The organism is Sphingobacterium allocomposti (assembly GCF_008124885.1).
Lineage (GTDB): Bacteria > Bacteroidota > Bacteroidia > Sphingobacteriales > Sphingobacteriaceae > Sphingobacterium > Sphingobacterium allocomposti.
Genome location: NZ_VNHX01000001.1, coordinates 48,890 through 66,070 on the forward strand (window position 1 = coordinate 48,890; position 17,181 = coordinate 66,070).

12 protein-coding genes and 1 pseudogene are annotated in these 17,181 nt (G+C 46.8%); 6 read left to right on the forward strand and 7 right to left on the reverse strand.

Translation table 11 applies throughout. The features are described from left to right. Positions 1–5: 5 nt before the first annotated feature. The 5 genes from BC792_RS00180 to BC792_RS00200 all read left to right on the forward strand — a co-directional run bounded on the left by BC792_RS00180 (position 6) and on the right by BC792_RS00200 (position 10,391). The gene (locus tag BC792_RS00180; RefSeq protein WP_148906970.1) at positions 6–3,206 is read left to right on the forward strand and encodes a SusC/RagA family TonB-linked outer membrane protein; all 3,201 of its coding nucleotides are present in this window, start codon (positions 6–8) and stop codon (positions 3,204–3,206) included. A 16-nt stretch (positions 3,207–3,222) separates the two neighbouring features. After that, positions 3,223–4,977 carry a RagB/SusD family nutrient uptake outer membrane protein gene (locus tag BC792_RS00185; RefSeq protein WP_148906971.1) on the forward strand — a complete coding sequence of 585 codons (1,755 nt, stop codon included), beginning with the start codon at positions 3,223–3,225 and terminating at the stop codon, positions 4,975–4,977. A gap of 11 nt (positions 4,978–4,988) precedes the next feature. After that, on the forward strand, positions 4,989–6,338 hold the full coding sequence (locus BC792_RS00190) for a glycoside hydrolase family 88/105 protein (RefSeq protein ID WP_148906972.1): 1,350 nt from the start codon (positions 4,989–4,991) through the stop codon (positions 6,336–6,338). Positions 6,339–6,658: 320 nt separating this feature from the next. After that, positions 6,659–9,598, forward strand: coding sequence for a M16 family metallopeptidase (locus tag BC792_RS00195; protein ID WP_148906973.1), 2,940 nt, complete (start codon positions 6,659–6,661; stop codon positions 9,596–9,598). 340 nt (positions 9,599–9,938) lie between these two features. Further along, complete coding sequence (locus BC792_RS00200) at positions 9,939–10,391, forward strand: protein-disulfide reductase DsbD domain-containing protein (protein WP_148906974.1); 453 nt, start codon at positions 9,939–9,941, stop codon at positions 10,389–10,391. 161 nt (positions 10,392–10,552) lie between these two features. On the opposite strand, the gene BC792_RS00205 is transcribed toward BC792_RS00200, so the two are convergent. From BC792_RS00205 to BC792_RS00215, 4 genes and pseudogenes are all read right to left on the reverse strand, one after another. Then, positions 10,553–10,936, reverse strand: coding sequence for a DUF1634 domain-containing protein (locus BC792_RS00205; RefSeq protein WP_148906975.1), 384 nt, complete (start codon positions 10,934–10,936; stop codon positions 10,553–10,555). Beyond that, the gene (locus tag BC792_RS00210) at positions 10,933–11,769 is read right to left on the reverse strand and encodes a sulfite exporter TauE/SafE family protein (RefSeq protein ID WP_148906976.1); all 837 of its coding nucleotides are present in this window, start codon (positions 11,767–11,769) and stop codon (positions 10,933–10,935) included. Before BC792_RS00210 ends, BC792_RS00205 begins: the two co-directional genes overlap by 4 nt. 184 nt (positions 11,770–11,953) lie before the next feature. Beyond that, entirely contained in the window at positions 11,954–12,130 is a 177-nt protein-coding gene (locus BC792_RS18240) for a hypothetical protein (RefSeq protein WP_170249922.1), read from the reverse strand. 156 nt (positions 12,131–12,286) lie between these two features. Beyond that, positions 12,287–13,075, reverse strand: a pseudogene (locus BC792_RS00215) (undecaprenyl-diphosphate phosphatase). Between the two features lie 300 nt (positions 13,076–13,375). Between BC792_RS00215 and BC792_RS00220 the strand changes: the two are divergent. Continuing rightward, the gene (locus BC792_RS00220; RefSeq protein ID WP_211357427.1) at positions 13,376–13,750 is read left to right on the forward strand and encodes an SPW repeat domain-containing protein; all 375 of its coding nucleotides are present in this window, start codon (positions 13,376–13,378) and stop codon (positions 13,748–13,750) included. A 36-nt stretch (positions 13,751–13,786) separates the two neighbouring features. Here BC792_RS00220 and BC792_RS00225 read toward each other — a convergent pair whose 3' ends face one another. The 3 genes from BC792_RS00225 to BC792_RS00235 all read right to left on the reverse strand — a co-directional run bounded on the left by BC792_RS00225 (position 13,787) and on the right by BC792_RS00235 (position 17,158). Beyond that, complete coding sequence (locus BC792_RS00225) at positions 13,787–14,395, reverse strand: RNA polymerase sigma factor (protein ID WP_148906977.1); 609 nt, start codon at positions 14,393–14,395, stop codon at positions 13,787–13,789. Positions 14,396–14,555: 160 nt separating this feature from the next. Next, positions 14,556–15,377: a hypothetical protein gene (locus tag BC792_RS00230; RefSeq protein WP_148906978.1), complete on the reverse strand. Its 822-nt coding sequence runs from the start codon at positions 15,375–15,377 to the stop codon at positions 14,556–14,558. Positions 15,378–15,469: 92 nt separating this feature from the next. Next, complete coding sequence (locus BC792_RS00235) at positions 15,470–17,158, reverse strand: RagB/SusD family nutrient uptake outer membrane protein (RefSeq protein WP_148906979.1); 1,689 nt, start codon at positions 17,156–17,158, stop codon at positions 15,470–15,472. Positions 17,159–17,181: the final 23 nt, after the last annotated feature.

The window sequence follows — 17,181 nt, forward strand, 5'->3', positions numbered from 1 at the left end:
ATTAGATGATGCAATTGCTATATAAACTATGTATTGGAGGTGCTGCGTTAGCCACTTGCCTATCGAGCGGGTCATTGCAGGCACGATCGGTAGCACCGTCCATAAAACTGGAAATAACAAGGGAGTACGTGCAGGAACTAACGGTCTCTGGAACGGTTCGGGCAGCAGATAGTGGCGCCCCGGTTATCGGCGCCAGTGTGCAGGTGGTCGGATTCTCGGCAGCCATTACCGAAGATGATGGTACGTTTTCCCTTAAGCTACCCTCGGCGACGGCAAAGATAACCATCAATGCACCCGGTTATCAGGAGAAAATCGTGTTTGCGAAGACTGGAGAATCTCGTTTGGAGGTCTGGTTGTATGAGGAGGGCTATAATCCCATCCGCCAGGAAGCGATCTTGTTTAACGAAAAACAAAGTGTCCTCTCACAAGCCGCTGCGGTGCAGACTGTGGATCTTGGAAAATACCTGTGGAGAACAACCTCAAACGATAATACAGCACAGTTCTTACAGGGGAAAATAGCAGGACTGGATGTGGTGCGTAATTCAGGGACAACCAATACAGGCGCAAATCTGACCCTTCGGGGTATCAATTCGTTCTACGGCACCTCCAAACCGCTTTTGGTCGTGGACGGTGTCCTGTATGACGACGAGGACTATAGTGCGGAGTTACTCGCCAATTACCGCGAGTCGGGCCTAGCGAACATCGATGTAAAAGATATCGATAACATATCCGTATTAAAGGATGGATCGGCACTGTATGGCACCAAGGGTAGTAATGGGGTTATCTTTATTACGACCGCCCGCGCGAAAGAGCTGGCTACACGGATTGATTTTTTAGCAACAACCGGATTCAATAACAAGCCGAAAAGCCTGCCGATGATGGACAGTAGGGGCTATAGGAGTTACTTGTCGGAATTGTTGAGTACGCAGGGTTTAGGAGCGGACTCTATAGCGCGGTTGCCGTACTACAGGCTGGATGCCGACAATACGGAACGATTTGGCTATTTAAACGAAACGGATTGGCAATCAGAAGTGATGGATCACAGCATCAACCAAAACTACTACCTGAAAGTAGCAGGGGGCGATAACATTGCACAGTATGCCCTGTCGGCGGGTTATACCAATGATCGGGGCGTGTTAAAATACGATAACCTGACCCGATACAACATGCGTTTAAATGGCGATCTCACCTTATCGGAGAAATTTACGGTGCAGAGTAACCTTTCTTTTTTCTACAATCGCCATGATATTCGAAACCAAGGCGTGGATTCGCATTCCAGTCCATTATACCAAGCGTTGATTAAGTCCCCCTTTTTGGCGCCGTATGGTTTTGACGGGCAAGGTAACATGTCGCCGGTATTTGCAGATGTCGATGTTTTTAATCAGAGTAATCCTGCGGTGTTGGTCAGCGAGAATGCCATAGGGCAGAACCAAAGCTACCGCTTCGTCGGAAATCTGCATTTCAATTATCAGTTCAGCGACCGTTATGCCTTGCGTACTGTAGCGGGGTTGGTATACGATAAAGGCCGGGAGAACTTTTTCTTGCCCGAACTGGGGGTGTTTTCCGAAGATCAGCCTACGGCAGATATACGAAATGAAGCGGGCATCCAGAACCGGAAACTCTTTGCGTTGTTTAACGACACGTACTTTACGGCCAACAATACGTTCGGAACGGATCACCGTTTAAGCAACCGGATCGGCTTTCGTGTACAGCAGCGCAAGGCAGAATACGATTATGGCCTGGCTTTTAACACGGCCAACGATAATTACGTAAATGTAACGGGCGGTAGTAACCTGTTGCGCCAGATCCGCGGTGGCTTTGGAAATGCCAACTGGATGAATGCTTATATGTCGCATGATTATGCGTATAAAGAACGCTACCTATTGCGTTGGGATGCCGCACTGGATGGTTCCTCACGGTTTGGCCCTGATGCGCGGCATGGTGCGCTAAAGCTAGGAAAAGATGCCTTTGCACTTAACACGGCATTCCATGTAGCTTGGATAGTTTCTGCTGAAGACTTCTTCCGTGCGGACGCTATCAACCTCTTTAAAGTGCGCGCTTCCTATGGCGTATCGGGGAACGACGATATCGGTGACTATGCAGCCCGTACCTATTATATTTCTCAGAATTTTCTAGGCATACAGGGACTTATCCGGGGGAATATCGGAAACCCGGCGTTGCAATGGGAACGTGCTTTCAAAGCCAATTTGGGACTGGATCTATCGTTAGCCAAAGAACGGATAAATATATCGGTCGATTTATACAACCATCGGTTTAAGGATATGATTACCTATCAAGCTCTATCGGCAGAGACAGGGATGGATCTGGCGTTTACCAATGGTGCATCGATGCAAAACAACGGTTTGGATTTGAACATCACAGGACGGCTGATTAACAAACTAGATATGAAGTGGGATATGGGGCTACAACTGGCGACCTATCGGAACAAAGTGTTGACGCTGCCGGGTGGTGCGTTTGAGACGACGTATTATGGTGCCAGCATGATTACCGAAGAGGGTGGCGCGGCCAACGAGTTTTACGGTCTGCAGACCTATGGTGTCTTTGCCACGGCGCGTGATGCGGCGAATACGGGTTTGAGTAGACGCTTAACAGATGGTAGTTTGTTACCTTTTGAAGCGGGAGATGTACATTTCGTGGATCAAAATGGCGATAATATCATTGACCAAAAGGATAGAGTGGTCATTGGTAATCCCAATCCAGACTGGTTTGGCTCGTTGCATACGACATTCCGCTATAAGCGGTTTTCGATGCACGCGCTGTTTACTTATTCGTTGGGTAACGATGTTTACAACGCCACACGCCACCGTCTAGAAAATGTATCCTCCTACCATAACCAGAGTATCGCCGCGAATTACCGCTGGAAAGAGGAAGGACAACAGACGAATATGCCGAGAGCCAACTGGGGTGACCCGCTCAACAATGCTGAATTTTCCGATCGCTGGATAGAAGATGGTTCTTACCTACGACTACGTACGATTAATTTTGGATACCATGTGCCGGTCAATCACGATATCCTGAAATCTTTTGATGTCTTTCTAACGGTCAACAACCTGTTTACGGTATCTAAATATTTGGGTTACGACCCTGAATTTAGCGCCAACAGCTCGATCTATAGCCAAGGGATCGATATCGGCATGACGCCACAGTTCAGGACAATACAGGTGGGAATTAAGGCTGGGTTTTAATATAAAAATGAAGATAATGAAGAAGAACTTTATATATGGTCTTTCAGTTGCATTGGTCTGCCTCGTAGGCTCTTCCTGCAGCAAGTTCTTGGATGTAGAACCGGAAGAGGTGTTGGTAAAAGAACAGATGTACCGAAATATATACGACGCAGATGCCGCCGTTATTGGGGTTTACGGAAAGTTGCTATCGTTAGCTGAGCAGCACGTTCTATGGAATGAACTGCGTGCCGACCTACTCACGGTAACCAACCGGGCGAACCCTTACTTGCGGGAAGTCAGCACGAACGATGTGGGAGCCATCAGCGCCGACAATCCGTATGTCAATCCGCGTAAATTCTACGAGGTTATCCTCAACTGCAATGACGTGCTGGCCAATTTTCAGATCATGCGGGAAGAGAATAAGTTTACGCCGGAGGAGTACAACCAACGCTACTCCGATATCATGGCTGTGCGGACCTGGGTGTACCTGCAATTAGGAATACATTTTGGAAGGGTGCCCTATGTGACCGATCCGTTGGAAGATACGGATGCAGTGCTGGACAGGGACAAATATCCGTTGTTGGAATTTGAACAGTTGCTAGCACAACTCATCACCGATATGGAGGCCATTCCGTATAAGCTGCTTTATGCGAGTACGGAATCACTGATGTATGCCGTAGATGGCTATGATATGGAACGCTTTTATATCAATAAACAGGCATTATTGGGCGATTTGCATTTGTGGAACAACGATTATCAGAAAGCAGCGGAATACTACAAGCTGGTCATGACCAGTTATGACAACTTAGGGAATGATAACTTTCGTTATGACAGATACAAGATTAAATGGGCGGAGATTTCCACTAATAACGATATTGCAGTAGGGTATCTACGCTACCGGGAGCAAGATGTACGCACCTTGATCAATAGCAAAACGCAGGGCTGGCGCTCGATGTTTTCGCGAACGCAGGATGTCTTGTGGAACACCGAATGGGTTTGGGCATTGCCGTTCAACAGTAATTTTAGTCCGCAGAACCCATTCATCAGTCTATTCGCTGCTAATGGGGGCGATCACCTATTAAAACCAAGCTTGGAATCATTTGATTTATGGAATAGTCAGACGCAGCGGAATGGGCTGCCTTACGACGCACGACGGGATTTATCCGTATCGATGATCGGACAGGAGGGGGTTGTTACGAAGTATACCGATGAGTTTTCGGACATCGCGACAATGTTGCCGATTGACAAATTTCAGCGTAACGGCAAATGGCATCTATACCGGGCGGCGAAGCTGCATCTGCGCTTTGCCGAGGCGGCCAACCGGGACGGGCACCATAGGCTGGCGGTAGGATTATTGAATAACGGGGTTGGACGGATTTACGATGATCCCGATCAGACAGACAAAACAGATATACAGCAAACACATCTACCTTTCCCGTATGACTTCGATGCCCGAAATGGAAATAACCCGCATTACCGGGCCACTTGGCACCGAAACGATGGCCTCCGGGGCAGAGCTTATGTCACCTTTCGGGAAATCAACCCGACCGATAGCCTGACCCAGGTTGAAAATTACCTGATTGAAGAGGCGGCTTTGGAAATGGCGTTCGAAGGAAGTCGCTGGGAAGATCTGCTGCGCATCGCCATGCGTCGGAACGACCCATCCTTCTTAGCCGATAAAATTTACGAAAAATTAAACAAGGAAGGCTATCCACATGCAGATGCTGTCCGCAACAAACTGATGAGCCGCGAGAATTGGTATTTGCCGTTTACCTGGGATGTAGCAGACTAATTTTAAACCATATGAAAACAATTTACTTTTTCTCGGTCACCGTCCTGATTTGGTATGGATGCCAGACCAGTGGGCCAGCCTCGCAGGCAGAAACCAATGATGCCAATACACCTTTGCATCTGTTGAAGCCCGACTATCCCGTGGCGTATGGTGAAACGACGGTAGATAGTATCGAGGCCGATCTTGATAAGATTTACGCGTATCTGGAAAGTGCGACGCCTGCGGTGCTCGAGCATGGGACAACGCACACCGAGTTGGACGGTGTCGGCGAAGTGGATACCAATACGATATTTAGAAAAGGAGATTTCCGTTTGATAAGCTATGAATGGGGGGTGACATACGGCGCCATGTTGCGGGCAACGGAAGCCACGGGCGACGAGAAATATGCACAGTATACCTACGATAGGCTTGATTTTTTAAGTAAGGTTCTGCCGGCATTCCGGTCGTTGGAAGAACGGTATGCCAATTACCGGTCACCGATGCACTCGGTGATAAATCCACAGGCCTTGGATGATGCCGGAGCGATGTGTGCTGCCATGATCAAGGCGCAGCTGTCGGGAGGGTTGGAACAGGACATCCGGCCCATAGCGGATCATTATGTCGATTATATCATGAACGGTGAGTTCCGTTTAAAAGACGGCACTTTGGCACGTAACCGCCCCCAGCCCAATACGCTGTGGCTAGACGATTTGTATATGAGTTTGCCCGCCTTGGCACAGATGGGAAAGATCACCGGAAATTCGAAATACACCGATGAAGCTATCCGACAGTTCTGGTTGTTCGCAGATCGGATGTTCGTGACCGATAAAAACCTGTATATGCACGGCTGGGTGGAGGGTATGGAACCCCACCCGGTATTTCATTGGGGGCGTGCCAATGGTTGGGCGTTATTAACGAAAGTGGAGCTCTTGAATGCTCTTCCTGATCAGCATCCTGCGAGAGAGGGCCTATTAGCGCAGTTCCAAAAGCATGTTTCCGGGCTGGCTCCATTGCAGCACGGCACGGGGTTCTGGCACCAGTTGTTGAACAAAAACGATTCGTACCTGGAAACATCGGCCACGGCTATTTTCGCGTACTGTATGGCCCGCGGAATTAATGCCGGTTGGCTAGATGCAAAAGCGTATGGCCCGGCGGTGCTTCAGGCATGGAACGCCATCCATACCAAAATTAACGCTCAAGGTCAGGTGGAAGGAACGTGTGTGGGTACCGGGATGGGCTTTGATCCTGCGTTTTATTACTATCGTCCTGTCAATAAATTTGCAGCACACGGTTACGGGCCCGTTATCATGGCAGGTGCTGAGGTATACGAGCTTATTGCAACACGTAAGTATGTCATTAACGACAGTGCCGTGCAGTTTTAGTATAGTTCCTATTAGCGGTCCCGCTCCCGGGACCGCTTTTTAAATTGATGATCGACGTCCGTTGAAAGGAATATTGGTTTGAAAAATCCGTAAAAAATCTCATCTTTATAGTCGAAAGCCAAAACATTAAAGAAAAAGGTCGCTCCGCGATTGACAAATAGCAACCGTTAAACGCGCGCCGCTGTAAAATTTGTTGGATAAGCTATGATTATCAAAATAATTTCCTGTTTTGATGCCTAATGTTTGTTTTTATTCCAACACATTATGAAATTAGCCCTTGGGTTTTTTTTGCCCAGTACTGTCTATAACCAACAACAAATATGAAAAGAATCTTTAGAACGACTACGGCCATTTTCCTGCTGTTTATCTCGTTGGGGGCTGCTGCCCAGCAACGGACGTTTGTATGGAAAGAGGCTGAGGCCAATGGATACCGCTACCGGTATGTGGAGAACGATCCAATGGAGGCCCGCTTTTACAAGTTAAGTAACGGACTGACGGTCATCTTAAGTCCTAATCCGAAACAGCCGCGTATTCAAACATATATTGCAACGAAGGCCGGCAGCAAGACAGATCCGAAAGACCACACGGGACTAGCGCATTATTTGGAGCATATGTTATTCAAAGGCACTGACAAGTTTGGCTCCTTAGACTGGGCGAAGGAAAAACCTTTGCTGGATACGATTGATGCGCTATACGAAAAATACAACGCAACAACGGACGACGCCGAACGAAAAGCTATTTATAAGGAAATTGACCGTGTGTCGGGTGAAGCGGCAAAGTATGCTATTCCCAATGAGTACGACAAGCTCATGAGCAATATGGGGTCTGAAGGTACCAATGCGTTTACCTCATTTGAACAGACCGTATATATGGAGGATATTCCCAATAATGTGGTGAACAAGTATCTTACGGTGCAGGCAGAACGATTTAGAAATCCTATTCTGCGGCTGTTCCACACGGAGCTTGAAGCGGTTTATGAAGAAAAGAATATGGGGTTGGACAACGACGGCCGTAAGGCTGTGGAAGCGATGTTCGAGGCTATGTTTCCCAATAACAACTACGGAAAGCAGACCGTTATCGGGACGGTGGAACATCTAAAGAACCCGTCGTTAAAGGCAATACGTGCATATTATAGTACGTATTACGTGCCAAATAATATGGGCGTCATTATGTCTGGCGATTTTAATCCAGACGAGATGATCAAAAAGATCGATGCGGCCTTCGCCTTTATGCGCCCAAAGGAGGTTCCTTCGTATGAGTTCGACCGCGAGCAGCCGATACAACAACCTATCGTCCGCGAGGTCAAAGGCCCAAACGCAGAATTTCTTTTTTTAGGGTATAGATTTCCAGGAGCGGGCAGCGAGGATGCACAGATGCTAAACTTGATGGCGAATATTCTGACGAATGGTTCCGCGGGGCTAATTGACTTAAACCTCGTCAAGTCACAGAAGCTGCTGGGAGCAGGTGCTTTTCCCTATGTGTTAAAAGACTACTCCTTATTGATTTTACAGGGAAACCCCTCACAGGGGCAATCGCTCGAAGATGTTCAAGCCCTTTTGCTCGCCGAAATTGAAAAGCTTCGGAAGGGTGAATTCTCTGACGACCTGATAACGTCTATTATCAATAACGAACGCAAATACCGGATATCAGGCATAAACAGCTATAAAAATCGGGCGCAGGAGCTTATGTCTGCTTTTACGTCGGAGATCGATTGGGCAGATGAAGTCGGCTATACCGATCGGCTGGCACATATCACCAAGCAGGACGTCGTTGATTTTGCCAACAAATATCTTAATGACAGAAACTATGTGGTCGTTTATAAAAGACAAGGGGTAGATGAAAACGTGGTCAAAGTTGAAAAACCGGCTATTACGCCGATAACGGTAAACCGTAATGATCAGTCGGACTTTCTGAAAACCGTTAACGCTATGCCAGAGGAAGCTATTCAGCCCGTTTGGGTAGATTATGAGCGCGAAGTTCAGAAAGGAAAATTGGGCGATTTGGATATTGTTGCCGTGCAAAATAAAGAGAACGCGCTGTTCAGTTTGTCGTATCAGTACCCTATCGGCAAATGGGACAATAAATTGTTGCCATTGGCTGTCGGCTATCTGGAGTTCCTGGGGACGAAAGAAAAGAGCAGTGAGGACTTCAGTAGAGCGTTTTACAAACTCGCTTCTGATTTCTCGGTTTCTGCGGGAAATGAAGAGACGCGTATATCTATCTCGGGGCTGGGAGAAAATTTTGATCAAACGGTTCTCCTGATTCAGGATCTCCTACGGAATTGCGTTGTCGATGAAGCTGCTTTCCAGGCGTATATTTCGCGTTACAAAAAAGCACGGGCAAATGCGAAAGAGAATAAAGGCAGTATTATGGAGGGATTGCGGGCCTATGCGAAATATGGCGCACAGAATCCGTTTAACTATACATTTTCTGACCAAGAACTCGATCAGGTCAAGGCTGAAGATCTTGTAACTCTTCTGCACGGTCTGGTGCGTACGAAGCACACTATCCTTTACTATGGACCGGAGGACGTCCGTAGCCTGGCGACGAAGCTGCCTTTGCTTAAGAGCGACAACAAACCCTATCTAACCATACAGAAAGGGCCTGGGTTTAAAGAGCTTCCCACACAGAAAAATCAGGTTCTATTCGCGCATTATAACATGAAACAGGCTGAAGTTTTCTGGTTGAGAAATTCAGGGGTTTATGATCGCGCAAACACGCCAATCGTTTCATTGTTTAACAACTATTTCGGGGGCGGTATGGGAAGTATCGTATTTCAGACGATAAGGGAATCCAAGGCACTTGCATATTCTACGTATGCGTATTTTGCCCCGCCTCAAAAGAAAGAGAACCATTATATGGTGGGGGCTTATGTTGGCACTCAGGCGGACAAGTTTAACGAGGCAATTATCGGAATGAACGATTTGCTGAACGAGCTGCCGGAGTCGGCGGTCGCATTGGAAACTGCGAAGGCAAGCTTACGGAAGTCGCTAGCTAGTGAACGTATTGTCGATGCAGGAATTTTAAATAGTTACATAGCGGCACAACGTTTAGGTAACGACACCGACATACGAAAAGCGGTGTACGAACAGATCCCGCAGCTAGACTATCAGGATTTGAGGGACTTCCATGCGCGGGAAATAAGCCAAAAACCTTACGTATACTGCGTGGTCGCTAATGAGGAAAACATTACCGATGCTGATCTGGAAAAGCTAGGTGAGGTGAAAAAGCTGACACTTCAGGAAATCTTTGGTTATTAACGAGCGGTTCAATGAACCAACACAAAAAGGGTGCCCAGGCGCCCTTTTTTGTGTAAAAACTAGCTGCGACAGCGCTGAAGATACCCAAAGCAAATGGGGAGACCGAGATCAATACCTTTGAAAAATTAACGGGCGTCCTCTTCTATATATCTTTGTGGATGATGTTTTTCTTGTTTGAGAAGCTGATTGTTGTATTTTTTTCGGATTATTTGGCTTGGCATTGTACAATTTACCTTTTATGCTAAAATTTGCAATAAGACGTTGCTTTGCGTCTCGGATACGTAGCATAGAGTAGGAGCTCATGTTATGCCAATGTAAACGCTAGTAAAACAATTTGCAGATGAAAAAAATAGGTTTTTTGATTTTGGTAATGACGGTAACTATGCTGAAATGTAGCATAGCACAGATCTACAATCCGGTGAAATGGTCGGTTGCGGCTAAAAAATTGAACAGCAAGGAAGCAGTGGTATTTGTTAAGGCGGTTATTCAAGACGGATGGCACATCTACGGACTCGATGTCCCCGAAGGAGGTCCGTTGTCAACTAAGCTTAGCTTCAGTACTTCTCCTGCATACGCGCTGAACGGAAAGGTGGCCGCGCCTGCGCCTAAAAGTAAATATGAGAAGGACTTCAAAATGGATGTTCCGTACTATCCGAAAGAGGTTGTTTTCCAACAGCGGGTAAAATTAATTAAAGGCGAGGCTATGGTTAAGGGAACAGTAGAGTTTATGGCATGCGACAAGACGCAGTGTCTTCCTCCTGATGAATATAATTTCAGTGTAGCGATTAAATAGGCGTGCTAAGAAAATTACCGAATAGGTATGTTGTTTAGTTGATAAGGCCAGCCCGTCGGGGCAGGCCTTTTTTATGATGACACGTCGCCTGATGTGACTATTTCTAGCCAATATCCGATCCTTCCAAAGAGTTTTAGGACGACTTGGCTACATGAAATGCATCAGTGAGCGAAGCCGGAGTAAACGCTAAGACATATAATCAGGAGGACAAGTATGGTTATTGCGATGTACAGGCTGTCCTTTTCCAGAATAAAGCTGATCAAAGATAAAAGCAATCGCAGCAACGGTGTAAAAAATAGGATCAGAATAGCCAAATAGATGATCGATCGGCCATCCAGATCTCCAACGCCAATAAAAATCTGATCGACCACCGTGAAGATGTGTTGATCCTTCTCCACGAAATTGCTATAGTCTACTGTCTCATTGGCGTGTTCAATCAAAAAGATGACCCCGCCTAGTATGCCCACAGACAACACGGTGCGCACTCCGTATCTCAATACGTTGCCGACTATCTTCTGCATCATTCTATCGGTCAGTTGCATCATATATTACCTTTTATACCGTTATAGATCATGTTTGCTGCCAGAAAGAAAATAATAAAAGCAAAGAGTACGCGCAGCTTTTTGGGGTCGGTGGCTATTAGTATTTTCGAACCGATCATGGCGCCGACTAGTACACCGATCATCACCGGCAGGCAGATATCGGGGACGATGTAGCCCTTCTGGACGTATATGACGCAGCTTGCCAATGCGGTGACGCCCATCATGAAGTTACTGGTCGTCGTAGAGACCTTGAAGGGAATTTTCATGATGGTGTCCATTGCTATCACTTTAAAGGCTCCGGAACCGATGCCAAGCATTCCAGAAAGCATTCCCGCTAGTCCCATCATGGAAAAGCCGCCGATGACGTTCTTCGTGCCGTACGATATTTCTTTGTCTTTAGTAAGCGGGTAATGAGAAGGTAATTTCAGCTTCTTGGCCAATGTGCTGGAATCTGTCACGACCTTTTCCTCTTTTTTACGCAGCGAGTTACCCGCCGAAAATATCAAAGCGCACCCAAACAGAACGGCTATGGAGCTACTGGGCGCCGATGTAGAAATTAACGCTCCCGCGACGGCTCCGGCTGTGGTAGCTATTTCCAGGAACATACCTAACCGCATATTCGTTATCCCCTCTTTCACGTAAGCGGCGGCCGAGCCCGAAGAGGTGGCGATGACCGAAACCAATGCCGCTCCGATCGCATAATGGATATCGACCCCTAGCACAATCGTCAGCAGGGGGATAACTACGATGCCACCGCCCAGCCCTGACAAGGAGCCAATAATGCCGGCGCAGATGGCGCCAAGTAGTACGATTGAAACAAAAACTAAAACAGTCATATAAAAAGGAATATTTACTTGCCCCTCACCTGTTATGAGATGGACAAAGTTAGAAAACAAATCGGGGTAAAACGGATTAAGGGGTATGTTAATCTGGAAGTGCTCGCTTTTCATATCTCCGCATCTGGTGGCAGCGTAGCAAAAAACCGGCGTGCCACAGCTCGTGTATACCCGCCCTCTAGCGTTACATAGTGTAGAGCCGCTCCTGAATGAAGCGCCATTCCTGATATTCTTTTTCATTCCAGCTGTCGCGCTGTTTGTTCAGTAAATAGATTGCACGTTGAATAAGAACATCCTTAGTATGGTTGTTCAGTGCGCCTGTCTCTACCCGTTTTTTTTCGCTCACACGCTCTGTTGCCATTGGTCTATGTCGTTCTCCGCCGACAAAAATAGCTCCGCAATATTAGAGAGAGGTGTAACGTGCATTAGAAATCTATTAAAAGCGTGGTAAAAGATCTGGGAAGTTGTTGCACCAGGTGTGTGTTGTAGGGATCTGCCGCCAATTTATACACACAAGCTATAAACTGTTACACCGATTCCAACTGAAACAGTAGGCCGAAAAAAAGAAGAGTTTTGTCCGTTTGACGAGTGCTATCATCATTCGGCAGGCCACGATTCCGGAGATAGGAGAAGCCGTGAAGGCGACGAACAGTATCAGCGGATCGTGCTGTACAGCTATTTCACCTGGTTTCGGCAGTTTCAGTAATATCCTTGCACTTGATCCAAGAATGAGTGGCAATACCATCAGAAAAGAAAAACTTGCGGCTTTTTCTCTATTAATCCCTAAGGCTAAAGATGTGGCGATGGTAGATCCAGAACGGGAAAGGCCGGGTAGAAGTGCGGCGCATGACTGAATCACGCCAATGACGAAGGACTTCTTGAAGGTTAGTTCCTCGGAAGTTTCTTTTTTTAAGTCGGCGAACAATAGCATACTGGAAGTGATCACGAGAGATGACCCCACGACAATTAAATTGGAAAGTATTTCACTGGCAAGATCTTCGAGAAAAAGACCCACAAAGGCAGCTGGGATCATGGAAAGTACTATCTTCGCGGAGAGTATGGTTTCTTGGTTCCACTTGAGCTGCGCCAAGCCTTGTAAAATGCGCATTATAGTATTTCGAAAAACTACGATCGTGCTTAGTGCCGTTCCCAAATGCAGTATTACAGCCATCTACAGGCTGCTTACCGCAATATATTCCACGTTGAGCAATTTTTCCGCAATGACAATATGCCCGCTGGATGAAGCCGGTAGAAATTCGGTGAATCCTTGAACAACACCAAGGACTAGTGCTTTTATATATTCCATAACGCATTAAGTTTGCGCCAAAATTAGACACTCATCGGGTGGATCACGCGAAAAGAGGGTTAGAATTGGATTAGATTTTAACAGAAGAAGTTTGTATCATTTATGTGTCGGTGGAAGTCGTGTAATCGGTTCGCTAAATTGTTCAATTTGCGTCCGTACTAAGACCGACCAGCGTCTATTATACGCGTTGGGTTTCTGCAAATACCTGTTTTCAGCGCTATGGAAAACTTTCGCCGCTGTTGAAGCTTCTGTTGGAAAGGAGAATCGTAATGAAACCCTCAATGAATAAATTTTAAACGGATGAAAAAGATTATAACGACGAATGCGCATGCGCCGATGGATTACGGAGCTGCTCTAATTTTACTTGCCGGACCGTGGATTCTTCAATTTGCCCACATCCCGGAAGCCAAGATGACATTTGTTTTTGCGGGAGCACTGGTTCTCGTCATGTCTCTCTTTACCCGTTATGAAGGTGGGTTGGTTCGGGTGCTACCTATGAAATTTCATCTGGCAATGGACGTGCTTCTCGGGATTTTTTTAGCGGCGTCGCCTTGGATATTCGGCTTTTTTGCGGAAACTTGGCTGTGGCACGTTCTAATGGGCGTATTTAGTGTGTTCGCAGGGCTTTGTACACGGACTAACGTGCCCGAATTCCTCTCGCTGAAAGGAATGTAGCATTAATAGGAGTGGTGTCTCTCCCCTACGAAGGCTTCACATATTATCGAAAAATATGGTGGCATCAAGTTGGAGAGATAACAGGGCGGAAAAGTGGTACAGCGAAATCTTCTTGTCACTAAAAACTTTCTTCAAAGTAGCGACGGCTTTCGACCTGGCGAAGTAAACCGTGCTGGGCGTTGTTCCGAGCTCGTCGCATATTTCAGTCGTGTTTTTTCCTTCCACTACTGACAGCTGGAATATATGGGCTTGCTGTCTCGGGAGTTTTTCAATCTCTTGTACCACTAAGGCAATGAGTTCAGTGTAAATCATTTTTGTAAGTATGTCCTGATCGTCGGAATGTAGTTCTGCCAGTAGCTGGTCGTCGTGACTATATTTGTTTCTGCTATGTTTAAGATGATCCAAACAGCTGTTTCGCACGACCACATAAAGGAAAGACTTAAGTGGCTCGGCTGAATCAAACTGTAACCTACGTTCCCAAAGTTTTACGAATGCATCCGACACAATTTCTGTAGCTACCGGTTTATCTTTTATAAGCTTGTAAGCAAAAAAACGTAAGGGCTGTGCGTACTGATCCATAAAAAAACGTAATGCGGTTTCTTTACCGGTCTTCAAATCAGAAATCTGTTTGTCGAACGTCTCCATGTGCCGAAATTAGGTCTATATGTGGGTACACAAACTTAAAGCAAATTGCTTGAAATAAAAAATACTTTCCGCGTTTTATAGGGCCGTATGTTTATTTAAAAAGAGACTGCCTCAAACAGGGGACAGTCTCTTCGAAAAGTTTAGGCGTTAGAGAGTCGAATTACTCGGCTTTGAACATCCAGAACCAAGCGTTGTTCGTACCAGGCTCGCGGTAAGAAAGGGCCATCTTTTCATTATTAACAACAAGTATATCGTACTCGTAAATTGGGGCGCCACCTTCGTTTGGAGACTTACCACACAGTACGGTAACACCTTTTGTCGTTAATTTTCCCTGTGCCCACACGGTTCCGTTTTCCGTGGTGATTTTCTTACCCATATCGAAGGCAAATGTTCCAGTTTCTGTCTGGCCATTAGACTTGATCTTCGCTAATTTGGCACCGCGCAATGAGAATACCATTTTGGCCCCAGTCCCTTCTCCAGGCGCCTGTCCGTCGATGTCTGCCTCCGTCAACACCCACCATGCAGGGGCGTTGTTTGTTAGGTATCCGCCGTTGCCCCAAACATGAGGCAGCGTGGTATCCCACACCCAATTTTTTTCCCCGCCGTCGGTGAGGAAGCCCCACTCCAACGGAACCTCGAAGGTCAGCTCATCGACGGTTACGGTTAGTGTTTTTTGGATTTTGCTACCATCTGCGTTTAGGCCTGTAAAAATGATTTCGTTTTCTCCGGTCGTGACTAGTAGTACGGTGTCTGTCTTCTTTTGTGTCAGACCGGTGCCATAGTCCCAGGAAGATAGCACACGGCTTTGGTTGTTGAGTACAATTTTATTGCTTCTTTTGCCATTCACCATTACTGGATCGGCGGAAATTTCCAGTTGTTCGGCAGTGATGGAGGAGCCCAGTTCGAGTCTGTTCTCTATAGGTTCGCATCCGGCCGATAAAAATGTCGCTATGACGGACAGTATATAACATAAATTTTTCATACCTCTTCGTTAGTGTTTTTTTGGTCACCTGAAATATCTGGATATCCTATTTGTTCTATCAAACTCACATTTCAAACATCAACAATCTGTTGTTACCAGCCCGGGAATTCCTGTGCTGCACCGCCCCAGCCTTTGTTTTGCGTAAGTACGCCGTCCGATAGGGCGATTTGTGACGTCGGAATAGGCCAAAAGCCACCAGTCTCTTCATATCGTGCTCGATATCCTCCTCCGAAAGCACGCATTTGCGTATCGATCCCTTTATTTTTGATGCTGACGCCTTCCTGCCGTGCCAGTGCCTCTGGAGCATCATGCCACCGCATCAAATCGAAATAGCGCAGCCCTTCGAATGCGAGCTCCCACCGACGTTCGCGCTTTAACGCAGTGAGCGAATAGGGAACGGGACTCAGATTTGCGCGTGCGCGAACGCGGTTTAAGTTGGTGTTTGTTTCCGTAAGTTCGGCATGCATAAGCAACACGTCGGCAAACCGGATAAGCACCATGTCCTGCGTGTGGGCCAGTTGGTATTCGGCGGGTGCAGCATCCGCTAATATCGCGTAGGAAGGAATGAGTGCACTATCTTGATATGCTGTTATTGCGATGTATTTCTTTTGCCAGAGCCCCGTTTCCTCCATTTGGTTGTCAGCTCCATAGATATAATTTTCCACGTCTGTTTCGACATTAATGATCGATCCGGTTCTACGAATGTCATTTGGCTCCGCCAACCGCCACTCGTTCCATAACGTCGTGTTGACCGGCCCGGCGCCCCACCCTTGACCAAATGGGAAGGTACCGGCCTGCCCGTTGTTTGAGCGGAGCCCAAAATGCAGGTTTAACTGGTTGGAATAGCCTAATATATATTGATCGCCCCAGTCTACCAGTGTTCCAAACTTTACGGCGAAGACAGTTTCCTTATTCCCGTCTCCAGCGTAGCGTAAATTATTATCCTGTGCATATTTATAGTCTTTCTTTGTAAATTCGTTGGCATATGGCCATAGATTTCGGAAATCGTCCACCAGATCATGTCCGCTGTTGGCTATACACTCCTCCAGCCATTCTACAACAGCCGTCTTTGTGATGGAGCCGCCTGATGCCAGGGGCAGGTCGGGCTTGTTATAATAGCCAGTATAGAATAAGAATACCCGGGCTAGCAGCGCCTGCGCTGCCCACTTTGTGGCGTGTCCCGAGGCGACGCTGCTATAGGGCGCGGCGGGCATGAGTTCGATAGCAGTTTTTAAATCTTCTGCAATAACAGCATAGGTCTCCTCCGCGGCAGACTTTGGAATATTAGACACGTCGGTAGAGGTTACCAAGGGTACCTCACCAAACATCTGTGAGAGTTCAAAATAATAAAGAGCTCGCAGAAAATGAACCTCGCCTAGTACTTGGTTATGTTGGGACTCGTCAGCCCATCCATCCACTTGATGCAGTGTTTCCAGTGCTGTATTAGCACGGAATATACCTTGGAACCGGGCAGTCCAGAAGGGGAGAAAACGATCCGGTTGAGTATTCATAAAATGATCTAGGCCCTGCATATCTCTGTCGTTTTCACCGCCTCCTCCGAAACGATCGTCTGCCGCTAGTTCTGCCATATAAAAATGAGAATGCTGGATGTTCGACACAGCAATATTGAGGCTCGCGTATATTCCAGTGAGCATTGCGTTTGCGTCGGCAACGGTGACTGGAAAGTTACCGGTATTCTTTTTGTCATAGCTTTCCGAATCCAGGAATTTCTCACAGGAAGTCAACAAACAAGCTATTAAGGGGATAATTATCTTTTTCATCTGATTAAATTATCTAGTGTTAA